15 protein-coding genes are annotated in these 17,964 nt (G+C 64.1%); 10 read left to right on the forward strand and 5 right to left on the reverse strand.

The annotated features are described in order from the left end of the window. Positions 1–14: 14 nt before the first annotated feature. Complete coding sequence (cas3, locus tag ACYQ3G_RS08860; protein ID WP_459824957.1) at positions 15–1,553, reverse strand: CRISPR-associated helicase Cas3'; 1,539 nt, start codon at positions 1,551–1,553, stop codon at positions 15–17. Positions 1,554–1,635: 82 nt separating this feature from the next. Here cas3 and ACYQ3G_RS08865 point away from each other — a divergent pair, with 82 nt between their 5' ends. Continuing rightward, positions 1,636–1,797 carry a hypothetical protein gene (locus tag ACYQ3G_RS08865; RefSeq protein WP_459824959.1) on the forward strand — a complete coding sequence of 54 codons (162 nt, stop codon included), beginning with the start codon at positions 1,636–1,638 and terminating at the stop codon, positions 1,795–1,797. On the opposite strand, the gene ACYQ3G_RS08870 is transcribed toward ACYQ3G_RS08865, so the two are convergent. The 4 genes from ACYQ3G_RS08870 to ACYQ3G_RS08885 all read right to left on the reverse strand — a co-directional run bounded on the left by ACYQ3G_RS08870 (position 1,794) and on the right by ACYQ3G_RS08885 (position 5,630). After that, complete coding sequence (locus ACYQ3G_RS08870) at positions 1,794–2,192, reverse strand: CRISPR-associated endonuclease Cas3'' (RefSeq protein WP_459824962.1); 399 nt, start codon at positions 2,190–2,192, stop codon at positions 1,794–1,796. The two genes, ACYQ3G_RS08865 and ACYQ3G_RS08870, sit on opposite strands and share 4 nt — an antisense overlap. After that, entirely contained in the window at positions 2,189–3,172 is a 984-nt protein-coding gene (locus ACYQ3G_RS08875; RefSeq protein ID WP_459824965.1) for a helix-turn-helix transcriptional regulator, read from the reverse strand. Before ACYQ3G_RS08875 ends, ACYQ3G_RS08870 begins: the two co-directional genes overlap by 4 nt. A gap of 740 nt (positions 3,173–3,912) precedes the next feature. Continuing rightward, complete coding sequence (locus tag ACYQ3G_RS08880) at positions 3,913–5,265, reverse strand: IS1380 family transposase (RefSeq protein WP_459822997.1); 1,353 nt, start codon at positions 5,263–5,265, stop codon at positions 3,913–3,915. Between the two features lie 155 nt (positions 5,266–5,420). Then, positions 5,421–5,630, reverse strand: a complete 210-nt coding sequence (locus ACYQ3G_RS08885; RefSeq protein WP_028578577.1) for a hypothetical protein — start codon at positions 5,628–5,630, stop codon at positions 5,421–5,423. Between the two features lie 330 nt (positions 5,631–5,960). Between ACYQ3G_RS08885 and mfd the strand changes: the two genes are divergently transcribed. The 9 genes from mfd to ACYQ3G_RS08930 all read left to right on the forward strand — a co-directional run bounded on the left by mfd (position 5,961) and on the right by ACYQ3G_RS08930 (position 17,963). Then, on the forward strand, positions 5,961–9,425 hold the full coding sequence (gene mfd, locus ACYQ3G_RS08890) for a transcription-repair coupling factor (RefSeq protein ID WP_459824969.1): 3,465 nt from the start codon (positions 5,961–5,963) through the stop codon (positions 9,423–9,425). A 152-nt stretch (positions 9,426–9,577) separates the two neighbouring features. Next, positions 9,578–10,498 carry a SurA N-terminal domain-containing protein gene (locus ACYQ3G_RS08895; protein WP_459824972.1) on the forward strand — a complete coding sequence of 307 codons (921 nt, stop codon included), beginning with the start codon at positions 9,578–9,580 and terminating at the stop codon, positions 10,496–10,498. A 37-nt stretch (positions 10,499–10,535) separates the two neighbouring features. After that, positions 10,536–11,477, forward strand: a complete 942-nt coding sequence (locus tag ACYQ3G_RS08900) for a helix-turn-helix domain-containing protein (RefSeq protein WP_459824974.1) — start codon at positions 10,536–10,538, stop codon at positions 11,475–11,477. 33 nt (positions 11,478–11,510) lie between these two features. Next, on the forward strand, positions 11,511–12,254 hold the full coding sequence (gene recO, locus ACYQ3G_RS08905; RefSeq protein WP_028578581.1) for a DNA repair protein RecO: 744 nt from the start codon (positions 11,511–11,513) through the stop codon (positions 12,252–12,254). Between the two features lie 33 nt (positions 12,255–12,287). Next, positions 12,288–13,157 carry a glycine--tRNA ligase subunit alpha gene (glyQ, locus tag ACYQ3G_RS08910; protein ID WP_459824977.1) on the forward strand — a complete coding sequence of 290 codons (870 nt, stop codon included), beginning with the start codon at positions 12,288–12,290 and terminating at the stop codon, positions 13,155–13,157. A 37-nt stretch (positions 13,158–13,194) separates the two neighbouring features. Further along, a complete protein-coding gene (glyS, locus tag ACYQ3G_RS08915) occupies positions 13,195–15,276 on the forward strand; it encodes a glycine--tRNA ligase subunit beta (protein WP_459824980.1) in 2,082 nt (693 codons plus the stop codon). Between the two features lie 110 nt (positions 15,277–15,386). After that, a complete protein-coding gene (gene rpsT / locus ACYQ3G_RS08920; protein ID WP_459824982.1) occupies positions 15,387–15,647 on the forward strand; it encodes a 30S ribosomal protein S20 in 261 nt (86 codons plus the stop codon). A gap of 234 nt (positions 15,648–15,881) precedes the next feature. After that, positions 15,882–17,021: an ABC transporter substrate-binding protein gene (locus tag ACYQ3G_RS08925; protein WP_459824985.1), complete on the forward strand. Its 1,140-nt coding sequence runs from the start codon at positions 15,882–15,884 to the stop codon at positions 17,019–17,021. Positions 17,022–17,081: 60 nt separating this feature from the next. Then, positions 17,082–17,963, forward strand: coding sequence for a branched-chain amino acid ABC transporter permease (locus tag ACYQ3G_RS08930; protein WP_459824988.1), 882 nt, complete (start codon positions 17,082–17,084; stop codon positions 17,961–17,963). Position 17,964: the final 1 nt, after the last annotated feature.

Here is a 17,964-nt window from a genome sequence, read left to right on the forward strand (position 1 = left end):
AACCTCCTCCTTATTCAGGCTATTAAACCTTCAGCTTCCCAAACCCCGCCAGCATCCACGCAGAGACCGACATCGTCGCTGTACGCAGCCATATTGCGCAGCACGGGGTACGTGTCCCGGATCATTTCGACGGCGCCATCGGACCTGAGCCGTGCCAGATCCCTGCTTCTGACCGTCACGGAATACTGTTGCACCTTGCGCAGGACAGGACGCGGGAACTCGGTGAAGCGCAGTTGTCGAATCAGTTCTTCCGCCTCGTCTTCCTTGGGGACGATCACGGCGGTCCCTTCATCCTCGATGAAACGGAACTCCTCGGCGGTCTCCCTGAACGGAAAGAGCAGATCCTTGCCCACGGAAGCGTTCAGGCGTTTGACGATCTGTTTCTTGTCCAGCTCCTGCACGTCATAGAGCAGTTCAAAATATCGGCGCATTGCCGACAGACCGAGCGGGTCTTCCGTCGGCAATGACCGAAGGGTTTCGCCCGCACGGCCGGCACATCGCTGCAGCCATGGCATCCTGGGCGGAGTTTCGGGCTCGTACACGACAACCCGACCCAGTCCGTCCAGTCGCCCCTCGCGGTTGCAGCGGCCCGCGGCCTGGGCGATGGAATCGAGGCCAGCCATGGCCCGGTAGACGACCGGGAAATCCACATCCACCCCGGCTTCGATGAGTGAGGTCGATATGACGCGACAGGGTCGTTTGTCCTTGAGCCGCCGCCGGATGGCGTCGAGCGTGCGCCTCCGGTGTTCGGGATACATGTTCGTGGACAGGTGGAACGCGCCCTCCCGCTCGTGCAGCTGGTCGAACACAGACTTGGCCTGGGCCTTGGTGCCGACAATGCAGAGCACCTGCGCCAGCCCGTCGAGGCGTCCGGCCAGCGCCTCGTCAGTCAGTCTGCCTGCAAAGGTGACTTCGGTGCGCCTGAGATCGGCGTAAAGTTTCGCCGGGTCGGCGATGATTTCCCGTACGCCCGGCAAGCGGGTGCGCAGACTTTCGTCATCCACTGCGGGCTGGGTGGCCGTGCACAAGACCACCGAGCACCCGTAGTGATCCACCAGCTCTCGCAGGGCGCAGAGGCAGGGGTCCAGATACTCCGTGGGAATGGCCTGCGCCTCGTCGAGGACGATGACGCTGCGGGCGATGTTGTGCAGCTTGCGGCAACGCGACGGTTTGTTGCTGAACAGGGATTCGAAGAACTGCACGTTGGTGGTCACGACCACCGGCGCGTCCCAGTTTTCCGCGGCCAGGCCGCGCCACCTGTCGTACCCGCGTTCTTCGGGTTCGTCCTTGCCCATGTAATTGCAGTGATGCTCCAGCACATTTTCCCTTCCCAGCACGGCGCTGAAGACCCCGGCGTTTTGTTCAATGATGGAAGTGAACGGAATGGCATAGATGATCCGGCGAAGACCGTGCGTCACGGTGTGATCAAGGGCGAAGGCCATGGACGAATAGGTCTTGCCCCCGCCAGTCGGCACGGTCAGGGAAAAGAACCCCGGCGCGTCGCCAGCCCTGGTCCGACAATCGGCAAGAACTGTCTGGCGCAGTCTGTTCACCCGGGATGGCGCCGCGTCGCGGGTAAGCTCAGCAAGCCGTCCATTCAAGGCATCGCGCAAAATCCCGAGGTCGGAACGATGGTTGCCGCTGCGCACGCAGGACTGGCCTGGGTTGCAGAATGCCTCGGTATCCAGAAAATCCGCGTCCGTGAGGCAGGAAAAAAGCATGCGGGTGAAAAAAGACAGGGAAAAACCGGGATTCGCCGGCCGTTTTGAAAAAGGCAATCGCAACGCGGCGGGCTAGGTTACACTAGGCAGAATCGCGACATCCGCCGGAATCCGCTCATGCCGGAGACGGTAGTGAAGCTGGCCTTCCTGCATCCCACCATCCGGAAGACCGCCGTGATGCCCGGCGATGATGTACGATAACATTTGACCGAGCCTGCCGCCCTCATCCCGGCCAAGCCTGGCTCCGAAAATGGAATGATTGACCCTCCGTGGCTTGCCTTCGAGGCGCCAAATGAATTCTTGCGAGGCCTTTCCGGCGTCGTGCAAAAGGCCGGCAGCCTTTCCCCAGTCGCTTGCGCCGAAGGCTCCGGCAAACCCTGAAGCCAGGCTGGCCACGTTCCGAAGATGCTCCTCCAGCCCCTGCCAATCGGACTTGTCCGGATTGTCCGTCGAGTGTGCGTAATATTTCATCCCGTCACCTGCATTTCGTATCTTTCCGCCATCCCCCGCACCTTCTCCATCGCCTCCGCCCTCAACCACCCCGGCTCCAGCACCTCGAAATCCGCGCCCCAGCGCATGGCCCACCACAGGACTTCCCTGGGCTCAGTTGCCTGCACCTCGTAGACCAGCGAGCCGTCGGCATTGTCCGTGAGGATCTGGCTGGGGTTGTGGTACTCCTCGCGGATGTACGGGGCCGCGAAAGGAGAGAACCATATCCGCACCGTCTCGGGCTCGCGGTCGGCGGCGAAGACGCGAAACGAGTTTTGGCGGCGCTCGTCGTAGGCGTAGCCCCGGTTGTTGGTGAACGTGATCCCCGTAAGCCTGGCCCTCTTCATGCGGCAGGCCTTGAAGCATCGCACGGCCCTGCGTCCCCAGTGGTAGCCGTCCAGGTACAGGGCCCCGTCCAGGACGTAGAGTTGGTACGGGTCCACCTCGAACTCCTCGGGTTCTGCGTGGGGCTTGGCGTAGGAGACCTCGACCCGTCGGCGTTCGGTGACCGCCCGGAACAGGGAGTCCACGACTTGGCCCCGGCCGCCCACGTGCGTCGGCATTTCCGGTCCGCTCAAGAGGGCCGAGCAGGCGGTGGCGACGGGCGCCTCGTTCACGGCCAGGAGTTTGGTCGCAGCCTTTCTTGCCCGCGAGGCCAGGAAAGACTCCTGCAGCCCGCCGAGCCGGCCCACCGCCAGGATGATGGACAGGCGCTCGTCAAGGGTCAGATCCGGCGCGGTCAGGAAGGCATCCTTCTCGATGACGTGTCTTCTGGCCTTGCGGTCGAAGCGGAAATCAACCCCGAGCCCCTTGAGCAGCGCGCAGTATCTGCCGTAGGCCGATTTTTCGACGCCGAGTTCCTGTCTGAGCTCGCACGGCGATTTGCCGGGTGTCGCCTTGATCGCCATGTAGAGGTGGAGAATTCGTTCCAGCTTCGAGGTGTCAAAGACCTTTGCGCCCATCTTCTGCCCCTTTGATTCGTTATCATGCAAGCGCAGTGACCGGGATCTTCCCCGACAGCGGGGAAGATCCTTGAAGGTGATGCACTGTGCTGCAACAAAATTTTACACCCGTTGTTGCCGAATATTTCCGGGGAAAACAAGGAAGAAGAACTGTAAGACAAAAAACAATCTTTTGAGTAAGAGGTATTCGTCAAAAAATCAGTGCGGTTGTATATAAGATGCTGATTTTTGTATGGCAGGGTAGACAGTGTTGCAGTGAAGCGTGTGGCGGTCAGTCTTTCGGGCAGGGAGGGGTGAGGGATTGATCGGATCGAAGGCTGTCCGGCGGCGCAAGAGTGCAGGTCTGCTTCGGAGGGTTGGAAACCGGTGAAGGATGCTGCGGATGCGGGGATGTCGGTGCGTGGACGAGGCGGCGCCCAGGCCGTAGCGGGACGGAATCCGGGCGACAGAACTGAAAAATCCTCCCGGCTGAGGAGGCGGGAGGATTTTTGCGTTGGCGCCGTCTGCGCGGAGTCTGGCGGACCGGGCGGGCGCTTTGGAGCTGAGTACCTGAATCCGTGGACATCTGCTGTCAAAACTGTCCACTCTAAATTTTGAGCCCTTTTTTTCAAAAAATGGGTAAACGTTGGCCACTCAATTTACTTTTGATGACCTCTTATTCTTTCAAGAGTTCCTGGACACCGACTTTTTGCAGTTTTCAGACGTACTACTCCTAGGAATGCAGCCTAATGGCCCTTTCGTTACGCCGTCTTGAGACGATAAAACAGGTCAGAGACCACCTTGAACCATGGCTCCGGGCAGGAGACATGCAGGATCACCTTCCGTGCATGGCGGGTGATCCGGGCGCAAATGCTCATCATGCTCCGCATGACCGTCTTGGTTCTGCGACGGTTGGCTTTTTTCAGCCCCAGCATCCGAGCCACAACCAAGTCCACGGAGGCCACCCGAAGCATGTTGTAGACCAGCATGCCCAAACGCAGAAAGGGTGCATTCACGGCAAACTTGCCCGACGGCAGGCGTTCCATGTCCATCTCGGTCTTGAATTCCCCGTGGTGCTGCTCGCTGGTGCCCCGCTTGCGATACAGCTTCAAAGCCTGATCGGCATCGAATTCCAGGTTAGTCCACAAAACGCAAACGCGGACCTCTGGAATCATCATGAACACACCGTCCTTGCTCAACACTTCCGTGACCTCGAAAACCTGACGGACAGGCATGTTCTTCTTTCCGATCTCGCACATCACGAAGCCCCGGTAGATCCGGCCTTTTTCTCGGGACGTTGCGAAATTCTCTACTTTCTGCGCATGCTCCTTGGCCGTGGCGAGCCAACCGGTCACCGGCTCCCTGCGCAGATTGTGCTTGATGATGAAGCCGGTGCGCGACTGCGTGCACAGCGTCTCCAGACGCTCCTTGCTGTCAAATCCGCTGTCGGCGACCACGAGAACGTTCGCATCCACCATGGACTTGGCGTACCCGAGGCTCTCCAGGATGAACTCATCCGTGCCCTCGCAACTGGAATGGCTCGATCCGGGACGAAGCTTGCCGTTGACCATCCAGCCGCCACCAAGATGAGCAAAGATCGGAGCGAAGCCGAATCTCTTGTCGTACGTCGCGCTGGCACCTTCCTTCTCGGTGTCGGCGTTATCGAAAATGCTGACGTCGATATCAAGGCGCACCCAGTGCTCTTTCTTGTTGTCGTCCCTGGTCATCTCGATAAGTTCAGGCTGCATTCCAGTCTTCTTCCACAACTCGACCGAGCAGCGGGGCAACTGGGCATCCAGGTCAGTTTCCAAGGCGATCCGCTGAAACCGTTGCCGCAAAATCTCGGCGGAAGGAACGCGTCCAAGGCCAAGGCTGGTCGCGAAGAAATCGTCGCCGTAGTACTCACGAACATGGTCGAAATCCGTTTTGCCTTGGCACATGAGGCCAACCAATGTGCGGAAAATTTCACGCTCCTTGATCTGCGGAGCTTTTCCAGGCCCAAGACGGTCGACCAGTGTGTCCAGACCGCAAACCCTGGCCATCTCGCTAATCAGAGCCAGACCGACATGGCCAATGTTGTTTCCTTCGTTTCGCTTGATATCGGTGATGAGCATTGCAAACTCCTGTCGCACCCAATGGGTGCAAAAAATCATTCAGGAAAAGCAGGCTCAATATACCGGTATCATTGATTTATTTCAAGTACAAAATGTTTCAAAACTGTATGTTCAATGTAACTTTTTCACGGATTTAGGCTGAGTATGCTTGGGTGCTAGATGCGGCCCATGGAGTGGCGCAGCCTGAGTTCGTTCAGGATGGCGTTTTCGTAGTGGGCTGAGGGCGGGCACTCGTGTTCGGGGGTTTCGAGGTACTTGTCGAGCATCTGGCTTTCTTCCCAAAAATCGAGCAATTCGTCGTTGCCGAGGATCTTGAGCTGGTCTTCCAGGGTGAAGGGATCCTCATTGGGAAGGAATCGTGCCATCGAGTATGCTCCTTGGACAGGGTTACGGGGGCCGCAAGCCCAGTCCTTACCCATACCAACCTGGGCTGTCCATCCTTTTTCAGGGTGTCCCGGAGGGCGACGGCGCGCAGGGAGAGGCCGCGGAGTCCCGCCCCGGGAATGGGCCCGGAGAGGCCCTTCGTCGCGTGGGGCGTTTCCCTGCGCATGCTTGACCTGAGGCGTCTTTTGGGCAACGTAGGGTTGCCGCAGCTTGGGCCCAGCCCGGCCGCGCATGGCCGAAACCCGATGCACAAGCCGCCTCCCGACGGGGGGCGGCCTTTCCCCGTTCCTCCAACCCGTGACCGGTACCGCGTGTTCATTCCTCCCGCCCTGCACAAGCTCGTTTCCGGCGCCGACCGACAGCAGCGCATTTTCAAGAGCGGCCCCGCGGCCCAGATGTACCTGGCGCACGCCTTCATGGAACAGGGCCAGAACGTCGTGCTTGTCCTGCCGCCAAGCGCCGACATGCCCCTGTACGCCTCCCTGGCCCGCATCCTGTCTCCGGGCGATCAGGAGCGGGACTTTTGGGAGCGCCGCTGGCTGCGCTTTCCGCACTACAACATCGAGGACCCGCGTCGCTCCCCCTGGCCCGACCGCTGGCGGGCCCTCTTCACCTTGGCCCACAAGGGCAAGGGCAGAGGCGTTCTCTTGCCCCTGGAAAACCTGATCCAGAAATGGCCGCATCCGGACCTGCTGCAGCGTGAGCACCTTTCCGTAGCGCAGAGTGACGAGATCGACCAGGACGACCTCCTCGAAACACTGGTCAACTGGGGGTACACCCGGGTGTCCATGGTCACGGCCATGGGCGAGGCGTCCCTGCGCGGCGACATCATGGACATCTTCTGCCCGGGCTACGAGCATCCCCTGCGCCTGGAGTTCTTCGGCGACGCCCTGGAGCGCATCCGTCTCTTCGAGCCCATGACCCAGCGTTCCCGGGCAGAGCTCAAGTCCGCCGTGGTCCTGCCTGTGGCCGGCTGCATCGGCGCTGAAACCTACCGTGAGGCGGCGCGGGGCATGTTCGACGGGTGGATGCGTCTGGGTGAAATTTCCAAGGGGACGCGTGCCGATCTCGAAAAGGAACTGCTCCAGCCCCACCCGCACCTGCCCCCGAGCATGTACTATCCCGACACCGTGGGCCTGGAGTCCTGGCTGCCCGAGGGGTGCGTCTTCCTCATGGCTGAGGCCCAGGACCTGCGCACCAAGCTGGAGGAGACGAGCTGGGCCTGGCAGAACCATTTTCGCGACGAGGAGCGCCTGTGGCCCCGGCACGGCCTGATCCAGACCCCCGGCGACGTGCGCCGGATTTGGGAGCAGGGCCGTCAGATCCTGTGCGAGAGCCTGGTCATGGGAGTCAGGGAGGAGGGCGCGGACCTGCCCGAGGAGGCGGTCAACGCCTTCGAGGACCTGTTCTGGACCCCCGAGAGCCGCAACCGCCCCTGGCGGGCCCTGATGCAGGAGCTCGACGCCTGGCGGCGCGAGTGGCGCCAGACCCTGCTGTGCTTCCATTCCGAACAGTCGCGCCGCAAGTTCATGCAGCTCGCGGCCCAGGACGACCAGGTCTTCAAGACGGCCTACGCGCCCGGCGAGTCGGGCATCTTCGCCCTGGTCGGCTCTCTTGGCCACGGCATGCGCCTGCCCTGGGCCGGTGTGCAGCTCCTGCCCGAGTCCGTGCTCCAGCCTGGGGCGCCCAAGGCCCAGCGCGCCGCCAGCAAGGCGTTCAAGGGTCTCGACGCCTTTGACGAACTGGAGCAGGGCGACCTGCTCGTGCACCGCGACTACGGCCTGTGCCGTTTCGGCGGCCTGCAGCGCATCAAGTTCGGCGACGTGGCCAACGACTATCTCCTGCTGCAGTACGACGGCGAGGACCGCCTCTACCTGCCCGTGGACCGCCTCGGCCAGGTCCAGCGCTACAAGGGGCCCGACGGCGCGGCCCCGGCCCTGGACCGACTGGGCGGCACGGCCTGGTCCAAGGCCCGCGAGCGCACGCGGCAATCCATCGCCAAGATCGCCCGCGACCTGGTCGAGATGTACGCCTTCCGCAAGATCGCCAAGGGCTACCGCTACAAGCCCGTCTCGGAGCTGTACTGGGAGTTCGAGGCCAGCTTCGGCTTCGAGGAGACGCGCGACCAGGAGAAGGCCATCGCCGACGTGCTGGCCGACATGGAGAAGGCCGAGCCCATGGACCGCCTGGTCTGCGGCGACGTGGGCTTCGGCAAGACCGAGGTGGCCCTGCGTGCGGCCTTCCGCGCCGTCCTGGACGGCAAGCAGGTGGCCCTGCTGTGCCCGACCACGGTCCTGGCCGAACAGCACTACCAGACCTTTCGCCAGCGCATGGAACCCTTCTCCATCAACGTCGGCCTGCTGAGCCGCTTCGTCCCGGCGGCGGGGCAGAAGCGGGTCCTCGAAGCGACGCGGCGCGGCCAGGTGGACGTGCTCATCGGCACCCACCGCATGCTTTCCAAGGACGTGGAGTTCGCCAACCTGGCGCTCATGATCCTCGACGAGGAGCAGCGCTTCGGCGTCAAGCACAAGGAGCGCCTGAAGAAGATGCGCTCGACCATCGACGTGCTGACCCTGACGGCCACGCCCATCCCGCGCACCCTGCAGCTGTCCCTGTCGGGCATCCGAGGCTTGAGCGTCATCGAGACCCCGCCCCGCGACCGCAAGCCCGTCGAGACCTCCCTCATGGAGCGCGACCCCGAGCAGCTGCGGGCCATCCTGGAGCGCGAGCTGGCCCGCGGCGGTCAGGTCTTCTGGGTCTACAACCGCGTGCAGGGCCTGGAGCGGGTGGCGGAGTTCGTGGCCGGCCTGGTGCCCGGGGCGCGGGTCGGCATGGGCCACGGCCAGATGAAGGCCCACGACCTCGAAGAGACCATGCACAAGTTCTGGCACGGCGAACTCGACGTCCTGGTCTGCACGGCCATCGTCGAGTCTGGGCTGGATTTTCCGCGGGCCAACACCCTCATCGTCGACCAGGCCCAGCTCTTCGGCCTGGGCCAACTCTACCAGTTGCGCGGTCGGGTGGGGCGCTCCAGCGAGCAGGCCTACGCCTATTTCATCATCCCCGACCTGGACCGCCTGCAGGAGACGTCGCGCAAGCGCCTCAAAATCATCCTCGACATGGACTACCTCGGCGCCGGCTTCAAGGTGGCCATGGAGGACCTGCGCCTGCGCGGGGCCGGCAACATCCTGGGCGAGGCCCAGTCCGGGACCATCGGCAAGGTCGGCCTGGACCTGTTCCTCGAAATGCTCGAGGAGGAGGTCACGCGGCTCAGGGGCGGCAAGGTCGAGACCGAGATCGAGCCGGAGCTCAACCTCGGCTTCCAGGCCCTCATCCCCGAGGAGTACGTGTCCGACCCCAAGGAGCGCCTGCACTACTACAAGGCCCTGTCGTCCTGCCGCGACGAGGGGGAGATCGCCGAGATCGTGGACGACATGCGCGACCGCTTCGGCTCCCTGCCCGATGCCCTGAAGACCTTCGTGGCCGTGCTGATGATCAAGATCGACGCGCGCAGGCTGGGAGCGGTGCGCATGGACCTCTTCGAGGACCGGGCGCTGGTGCACTGGGACGAGACGCGGCACAACCTCGACCCGGTCCGCCTCATGGCCTGGGTGGGCGAGAACGCAGCGGCGGCCAGGATCCTGCCGCCGGCCAAGCTGGAACTGCGCATGCCGGGACATGGTACCGTCACGGCGGCCATGCAGGCCCTCAAGGACATGCTCCTGGGCCTGCGGGACAGGTTGGGGGCCGGCGCCGCGGAGGCGGGACAAGATTGAACTGGACTCGGCCTGCGCTCAAGGTTAGTACCGTGAACGCGTTTGACGTTCGCGCGCCCTGGCCCCGCGCTCTTTTCGAGGCGCCTGTTGGGCCGTGCGCGTTCGTCGAAGACATCCCCTTCAGCGACATATTCAAAGGATAAGAGCTTCCGATGATCAAAAAATCGTGTTTCCGTGTTCTTCTGGCCCTGTCTCTTCTGCTCGCCGTCATCGGCCAGGCGCAGGCCGCGCAGGTCCTGGACCGCATCGTCGCCGTGGTCAACGGCGAGATCATCACCTACGTCGACCTGCAGCAGCAGATCCGCCTCATCGCGGGTCAGACCCCGCCGGCCGAGGAGGCCGCCAAGATCGCCCCCCAGGTGCTCGACGGGATGATCGACGACATCATCATGCGCCAGGAGGCGGCCAGGCTCCAGGTCGAGGTCTCCGACTCGGAAGTGGACAACGAGATCCGGCAGTTCAAGGCCCGGCACCGCATGACCGAGGACGACTTCGAGCGTTCCCTGCGCCTGCAGGGGCTGACGGCGGAGCAATTCAAGGAACGCAGCCGCCAGGACATCGTCAAGCACAAGATCATCAACTACATGGTCCGGCGCAAGGTGGTGGTCACGCAGGAAGAGATCGACGCCTACAAGGAGCGCAACAGTGCCGAACTGACCACGGAGCGCACCGTTGACCTGCAGATCCTGGCCGTGATGGACTCCGCCCAGGCCGAGGAACTCTGGACCAGGATCGGTGCGGGCGAAATCGGTTTCGCCGAGGCTGTGGACCGGTATTCCGTGGGTCCCAAGGCCGACGACGGCGTCATGGCCGGCGTGAGGTGGCGCGACCTGGCCGAGCCCTGGCGTCAGGCCCTGCGGGATCTTTCCGTTGGCGACATGAGCCGTCCCGAGCTGATTCAGGAGCGCTGGGTCATCCTCAAGCTGCTGGACCGCAAGGACGAGGCGCGGCAGGAGCAGGGCACCGTCGAAGATGAGGTGCGCGAGGCCATCATGCGTCCCAAGCTCGAAGAGCGTTTCAAGGAATACATGGCCGGGCTGCGCGCCAAGGCCGTGATCGAAAAGCGGCTCTAGGCCCCTTTTTCCAATCCACGATGGAGTGACGCGGAATATGGATCTGATCGAAATCGGAACGTTGCTGCGCGAAACGCGGGAGCGAAAGGGCCTGAGCATCGAGGCGGTCGAGGAGAAGACCAAGATCGCTCCCTCGGTCATTTCCGCCCTCGAAGAGGGCAACCGTGAAAGATTTCCCCACCCGGTCTACGCCAGGGGCTTCGTGCGGAGCTACGCCCTGCTGCTCGGCCTCGACGCGCAGGACCTGTGCGCGCATTTCAGCCGCGAGTATCCCGTGCCTACTGAGGCAGACCACCCCGAGCACCATGCGCCCAAAATCAGGGTCCGGACCCATGATGCGGACCACGTGAACACCATCGTGCGCGTGGTCGCCATCGTCGGCATTCTGGCCCTCGGGGCCCTGGGGTGGTACATCTTCGACGTCTACCGTTCGCGCCAGGCCGTGGCCCCCGCGCCGGCCGTGCAGGAGCCCGCGCCAGCCCCGGCGCCGCAGTCCCAGACCCTGCCGCCCGAGAATGTGCCCGCGCCCCTGACGCAAATGCAGGAGGTGGCCGCCGAGCCGCAGCTTTCGGCCGGAGCCGAGGCCGTGCAGAACGCCACGCCCGCCTCCGAAGCCGCCGCCAACGCCTCTGCCGCACCCGCCGTCGGGCAGGAGTCGGCCCCGGCTGTGGCGAACCGCCCCGATGCGTCCGTCGCCGCTCCGGCGGCGGCCCGGGAACAGGCCCCAAGCGCTCCGACGGCCGCAGGCGGCGAGCGGACGCTGCGCATCAGCGCGAGCTCGGCCAGCTGGCTGCAGGCCCGGCCCGACGACAAGGTCGTGGACTATTTCCTGCGCAAGGGGGAGTCGGCGACGATCACCTTCCGCGACTCCTTGAGCGTCAAGTTCGGCAATGCCGGCGGCGTGGCCCTCGAACTCGACGGCAAACCCTACCCCTTCGAGGCCAAGCTCGGGGAGGTCAAGACGCTGGTCGTGCAGTAGGCCGGCGCCGAAAGCGTCGGCGAGGATCGGAGCGTGGAATTTTCCGAACAGGTTCTTGTGCTGCGGGTGGGCACGTTTCGTGAAGCGGACTGCTGGGTCCGTTTTTTTTCACCCACCCACGGCCTGCTGACGGGCTTCGCTTTTGGCGGACACCGCAGCCGACGGCGCTTCTGCGGCTGTCTGGACCACCTGAGCGTGGTCCACTTCCGGGTCAGCCGGGGCCGTCAGGAGTATTATTGCCTGGAGGAGGGGACCCTCATCAACGGCTTCCCGACCCTCAAGCGGGACCTCAAGAAGTTGGGGATGATCAGCAACTGCGTGCGTTTCTTCGAGTCCCTGTCCTTCACCCCGGACGGGTACGCGCCGGCCTACGCCCTGCTGCGGGAGACCCTGGAGGCCCTGGACCGGGAAGAGCCGGGGTCGTGGTTCATCCCGCTGCTGTTTCGGGCCAAGATGGCCTTTTCCCAGGGCTACCAGCCGGACCTGCGGCGCTGCCGCCAGTGCGGCGGCCCCCTCGACGCCCATCACCGCTCGGTCTTCGCCGTGCAGGAGGGCGGGCTCTATTGTCTGCGCTGCCCGTCTGGGGGCGGCGCCAAGATTTCCACCTCCCGCGAGACCCTGGGGCTGCTGGACCATCTGGCCCGCACGGGCCCCAAGGAATGGGCCGGCCTCATGCCGCCGGCCAGGGTGCGGGAGGAATGCGCCCACCTCGTGGACGCCTTTGTCCAATGCCATCTGGGCCTGACCTGCGAGGGCAACCGCTTCGTGCGGTGCTGACGCGGCCGGGCATATCGTTCTAAGGAGCTTCGCATGAATTTTCAGGACGTCATCAGCAACCTGCAGCGTTTCTGGGCCGGACAGGGCTGCGTGCTGCAGTTTCCATACGACTTGGAGGTCGGGGCCGGGACCTTCAACCCCTCGACCTTCCTGCGGGTCCTGGGCCCCGAGCCCTGGAAGGTGGCCTACCCCGAGTCCACCCGCCGCCCCACGGACGGCCGCTACGGCGAGAACCCCAACCGCCTGCAGCACTATTTTCAGTTCCAGGTCATCCTGAAGCCGTCCCCGGCCAACGTGCTGGAACTGTACCTGGACAGTCTCGGGGTGCTCGGCATCGACAAGCACGTCCACGACATCCGCTTCGTCGAGGACGACTGGGAGAGCCCGACGCTGGGCGCCTGGGGCCTGGGTTGGGAAGTGTGGCTCAACGGCATGGAGGTCACGCAGTTCACGTACTTCCAGCAGGTCGGCGGCATCAACCTGGAGCCCGTCAGCTGCGAGATCACCTACGGCGTGGAGCGGCTGTGCATGTACCTGCAGGAGAAGGAGTCGGTCTACGATTTGGCCTGGAACGACCACGTGACCTACGGGCAGGTCTACCACCAGGCCGAGGTGGAGCACTCGAAGTACAATTTCGACCACTCGGACCAGGACATGCTGCTGGGCTTCTTCAACGCCTGCGAGGCCGAGTCCCGCAAGCTCTGCGAGGCCGGGCTGCCCTGGCCGGCCTACGACTTCTGCTTGAAGTGCTCCCACACCTTCAACCTGCTGGACGCCCGCGGGGCCATCTCCATCACCGAGCGGGCCAAGTACATCGCCCGGGTCCGGGCCCTGGCCTCGGCCGTGGCCAGGCTCTACGTCGAACAGCGCGAGGCGATGGGGCATCCGCTTCTGAAATCCTGACCTTCCCCTTCACGGGTTTTGCATAGGGAGTTTTTTCATGAGTCATTTCGTTCTTGAGATCGGGGTGGAGGAGATGCCGGCGCGCTTCCTGCCGCTGCTGGACCGCGAACTGCGCGAACGCTTCGAGGCCCTGCTCGGCGAGGCCGGGCTCGAATTCGGCGCCGTGGCCTCCTTTTCCACGCCCAGGCGTCTGGTGGTGGACATCACGGGCCTGGCCGACGTGCAGAAGACCGAGGAGATCGTGGTCTCGGGCCCGCCCGTGCGCATCGCCCTCGACGCCGACGGCAAACCGACCAAGGCGGGGCTGGGCTTCGCCAAGTCCCAGAACGTCGAGTTCGACCAGGTCTACGTGGAGAAGACGGACAAGGGCGAGTACCTGGCCCTGAAGAAGACCGTCGGCGGCCGCGCCGCGGCCGACATCCTGGCCGAGGTCTGCGCGGCCGTGCTGCCGTCCCTGACCTTCCCCAAGAAGATGCAGTGGATCGGCAAGGACTGCACCTTCGGCCGCCCCGTGCGCTGGCTCCTGGCCATGCTGGACGACCGGGCCGTGCCCTTCGGGTTCGCGGGGCTTACGGCCGGAGCCGAGACGTGCGGCCACCGCGTCATGGGTCCCGGCCCCTTTGCCGTGCCCCATGCCGACGACTACGCCCGCGTCCTGCGTGAGCAGGGCAGGGTGGTCCTCGACGCCGCCGACCGCAAGGCCGCCATCCGCACCGACGGCGACCGCCTGGCCGCGGAAGTCGGCGGCACCGTCGAGTGGTCCGAGTCCCTGCTGGATCAGGTGGCCAACCTGGTCGAGACGCCGCGGGCCATGCTCGGCGGCTTTCATGAGAAATTCCTGGAGCTTCCGGCCGAGGTCCTGCTGACGAGCATGGAAACCCACCAGAAGAGCTTCGGGCTGCGCGGTGCGGACGGCAAGCTTCTGCCGTACTTCCTGACCGCGGCCAACATCGAGTCCCGCGAGCCCGCCCTGGTCCGCAAGGGCTGGGAGAGGGTCCTGCGGGCCCGCCTGGAGGACGCCCGCTTTTTCTGGGAGGCAGACTGCGCCGCCACCTTCGAGCAGTGGCTGGACAAGCTCGACAAGGTCATCTTCATCGGTCCCCTGGGCACCATGGGCGACAAGACCCGCCGGCTTGAAAAGCTGGCCGCGTCCATCGCCTCGCGCATCGCCCCGGAACTGTCCGCGGACATGGGCCGGGCCGGGCGCCTGTCCAAGGCCGACCTCGTGTCCGAGATGGTCTACGAGTTCGACGACCTGCAGGGCAAGATGGGCGGCATCTACGCTCGCATGAAGGGCAAGGGCGAGACCGTGGCCCGGGCGCTCTACGAGCAGTACCTGCCGGCTGGCCAGGATTCCCCACTGCCCGGAAGCATGGCCGGGGTCATCCTGTCCCTGGCCGACAAGCTCGACAACCTGGCGGGCTGCTTCGGCCTGGGCATGATGCCCACGGGCGCGGCCGACCCGTACGCCCTGCGCCGCAACGCCCTGGGCGTGTGTCGCATCGTTCTCGAAAAGGGGCTGACCCTGGACCTGGCGGAACTCCTGCGCGAGGCCCAGGCCGGGTACGTCGGTGTGGAGTGGAAGCTGCCGCCCGAAGAGGCGCTGGACAAGCTCATGGATTTCTTCGGCCAGCGCCTGCGCGCCTACTGGAACGCCCAGGGCGTCCCGACCCTGGTCCTCGAGGCCGCCATGGCCCCCGGCTTTGGCGACATCTTCGAGACTTGGCGGCGGGTGGAGGCCCTGGCCGACTTCAGCCGCGAGGCGGATTTCGAGGCCTCGGTCCTGACCTTCAAGCGCGCGGCCAACATCATCCGCAAGCAGGCCGGTCAGGAACTCTCGGGCGAGATTCGCGAGAACCTGCTCGAAGGCGACGCCGAGAAGGCCTTCTGGGCCGCGCTACAGGCCGTCGAGCCCGAGTGGGCCCGTCTGGCCGAGGCCGGCGACTACCCGAAGATGCTGGCCCTCCTCGGCACCCTGCGCCCGGCGGTGGACGCCTTCTTCGACGGCGTCATGGTCATGTGCGACGACGCGGTCTTGCGCACCAATCGCCTGAACCTGCTGCAAAGGCTGGTCTCGACCCTGGGACGGGTGGCCGATTTCGGAAAATTCCAGGTCTGATGCCGTCTGCGGGCTTGACAGCGTCCAAAAGCATCGGCTACAGCCTCCGGATTGCAGAGACATCTTCTTACTGACTGAAACACGCGTATATTTTTGAAAGGAGTTTTATCTTGGCCAATCACAAGTCTGCCCTCAAGAGACACCGCCAGAGCCTCAAGGCCCGCGAGCGCAATAGAATGATGAAAACCCGTGTGAAGAACGCCATGAAGGCCGTGCGCACCGCCATCGAGTCCCAGGACCAGGATGCAGTGACCACCGCCCTGAAGGCCGCCACCACGGTTCTGGACAAGGCCGCGAGCAAGAAAGTCGTGCACTGGCGCACCGCCGCCCGGAAGATTTCCCGTCTTTCGCTGGCCGCGAACAAGATGTAGTCCATACGCACCCGATTCAGTCACGAAAGCCCGTCATGATGCTGCATGACGGGCTTTTGCATTTTGGGACCCCGACGGTCATGGGGGGGCGGCCATAGGTCCTATACGATCTATGGGGCCTATGGGACTTATGGCTTCCTTCCTCGATTGACAGGCCTTGTGTCATCAGGTTATCGATTATCGTTCAAATCGTCCGGGTTTCCGGGTTCACCATCACACGTTTCGGAGGTCATCATGAAAGCGGCGAAGTTGCTCGTTGCACTCGTTGTCACCCTGTTGTCCTGCATGCCGGCTCTGGCGGCGGACACGATCAGGATCGGCGCCATCTTCTCCGTGACCGGCCCGGCCTCCTTCCTGGGCGAACCCGAGAAGAACACGCTCCTCATGCTCAAGGACAAGGTCAACGCGGCCGGCGGCTTGAACGGCCAGCAGGTCGAGGTCATCGTCTACGACGACGAGTCCGACGTGAACAAGTGCGTCATGGCCGCCAAGAAGCTCCTTGATCAGGACGGCGTCAGCGTGGTCGTCGGGCCGAGCATTTCCGGCAACACCCTGGCCATCTCCAAGTTCTTCTCCTCGGCCGAGGTGCCGTTGGTGTCCTGCGCGGCCGCCGAAAAGATCGTCAAACCCGTGGACCCGTGGGTTTTCAACACCCCGCAGCTCGACCGCCACGCCGTGACCAAGATTCTGCAAAGCGCCAAGGCCAAGGGCTTCTCCAAGCTGGCCATTTTGACGGTGTCCGACGGCTACGGCCAGGCCGGCCGCGCGGTCCTGAACGAACTCGTCCCGGCCGGGGGCTTCCAGCTCGTGGCCGACGAGGTCTATGGGCCCAAGGACACGGACATGACCGCCCAGTTGACCAAGATCAAAGGCGCATCACCCGACGCCATCATCTGCTGGGGCACCAACCCCGGCCCGGCAGTGGTGGCCCGCAACCGCGTCCAGCTCGGCCTGACCACGCCGCTGTACATGAGCCACGGCGTGGCCTCGGACAAATTCATCGAACTGGCCGGTGACGCGGCCGAAGGGCTCGTCCTTCCGGCCGGCCGGTTGGTGGCCGTGGACCTGGTCCCGGCGGACCATCCCCAGAAGCCGGTCCTTGAGGCCTACGTGGCCGACTACGCCAAGGCCTACAATGCCCCGGTCTCGTCCTTCGGCGGCTACGCCCACGACGCCTTCGCCCTGGTCCTGGGGGCCATCGCCAACGGCGGCTCGGCCAAGCCTGCCGACATCCGCGACAACCTCGAGAAGATCGCGAACTTCCCCGGCACCTCCGGCGTGTACACCTTCAGCCCGGAAAATCACAACGGGCTTGACGAGAGCGCCTTCATCATGGTCACCATTAAAAATGGGACCTGGAACGTGACCGAATAACCGCAACGTCCGAGCTGGCCGGCGGATGGAAGCGTCCGCCGGCCTTTTTCTTGGGAGCACATGGACCCGTCGAGCCTCCTGCAGTACCTCATCACCGGCCTGACCCTGGGCAGCACCTACGGTCTGACGGCCCTTGGGTTCACCATCATCTTCAACACCACGGGCGTCATCAACTTCGCCCAAGGCGAGTTCGTCATGCTCGGCGGGATGATGAGCGTCTATTTCACCCGCGTCCTGGGCCTGGGCGAACCCCTGGCCGTGGTCCTGGCCGTGGTCGGTGCCACCCTGGCCGGGGCTTTGGTTGAGCGTCTGGCCATCCGCCCCGTGCGCGACTGCCCGACCATCAACCTCATCATCATCACCATCGGCGTGTCCATCCTCATCCGCGGCCTGGCCATGCTGGCCTGGGGCAAGGACACCCACGTGCTCGAACCCTTTTCCGGCGACCGGCCCATCATGGTCCTGGGCGCGGCCGTCATGCCGCAGGCCTTGTGGGTCCTGGCCGTGAGCCTGCTGCTCCTGGCGGGGCTCAAGGCCTTCTTTTCCGGGACCATCCACGGCAAGGCCATGCTGGCCTGCTCCCATGACCCCAAGGCCGCGTCCCTGGTGGGCATCGGCGTGCAGCGCATGGTCCTGCTGTCCTTCATGATCTCGGCCCTGGTCGGGGCCGTGGGCGGGGTGATTCTTGCGCCCATCACCATGACCTCCTACGACGTGGGCATCATGCTTGGCCTCAAGGGCTTCGCGGCCTGCATTCTGGGCGGCCTGGGCAACCCCTTCGGGGCGGCGGCGGGCGGGGTCATCCTCGGAATCCTCGAATCCTTGGGCGCGGGCTTCGTCTCCTCGGCCTACAAGGACGCCCTGGCCTTCGTCATCCTGCTGGCGCTTCTCTTCGTCAAACCATCGGGCCTTTTCGGCCTCAAAGACACCAAGCGGGTATGAC

This window comes from Desulfomicrobium salsuginis (genome assembly GCF_054657795.1).

Excerpts from the sequence above, each read along its gene's own strand:
- ACYQ3G_RS08870 (WP_459824962.1), bottom strand. The coding sequence starts at position 2,192 with ATGAAATATTACGCACACTCGACGGACAATCCGGACAAGTCCGATTGG.
- ACYQ3G_RS08875 (WP_459824965.1), bottom strand. The coding sequence starts at position 3,172 with ATGGGCGCAAAGGTCTTTGACACCTCGAAGCTGGAACGAATTCTCCAC.
- ACYQ3G_RS08880 (WP_459822997.1), bottom strand. The coding sequence starts at position 5,265 with ATGCTCATCACCGATATCAAGCGAAACGAAGGAAACAACATTGGCCAT.
- ACYQ3G_RS08885 (WP_028578577.1), bottom strand. The coding sequence starts at position 5,630 with ATGGCACGATTCCTTCCCAATGAGGATCCCTTCACCCTGGAAGACCAG.
- ACYQ3G_RS08895 (WP_459824972.1), top strand. The coding sequence starts at position 9,578 with ATGATCAAAAAATCGTGTTTCCGTGTTCTTCTGGCCCTGTCTCTTCTG.
- ACYQ3G_RS08900 (WP_459824974.1), top strand. The coding sequence starts at position 10,536 with ATGGATCTGATCGAAATCGGAACGTTGCTGCGCGAAACGCGGGAGCGA.
- glyQ (WP_459824977.1), top strand. The coding sequence starts at position 12,288 with ATGAATTTTCAGGACGTCATCAGCAACCTGCAGCGTTTCTGGGCCGGA.
- glyS (WP_459824980.1), top strand. The coding sequence starts at position 13,195 with ATGAGTCATTTCGTTCTTGAGATCGGGGTGGAGGAGATGCCGGCGCGC.
- ACYQ3G_RS08925 (WP_459824985.1), top strand. The coding sequence starts at position 15,882 with ATGAAAGCGGCGAAGTTGCTCGTTGCACTCGTTGTCACCCTGTTGTCC.
- ACYQ3G_RS08930 (WP_459824988.1), top strand. The coding sequence starts at position 17,082 with ATGGACCCGTCGAGCCTCCTGCAGTACCTCATCACCGGCCTGACCCTG.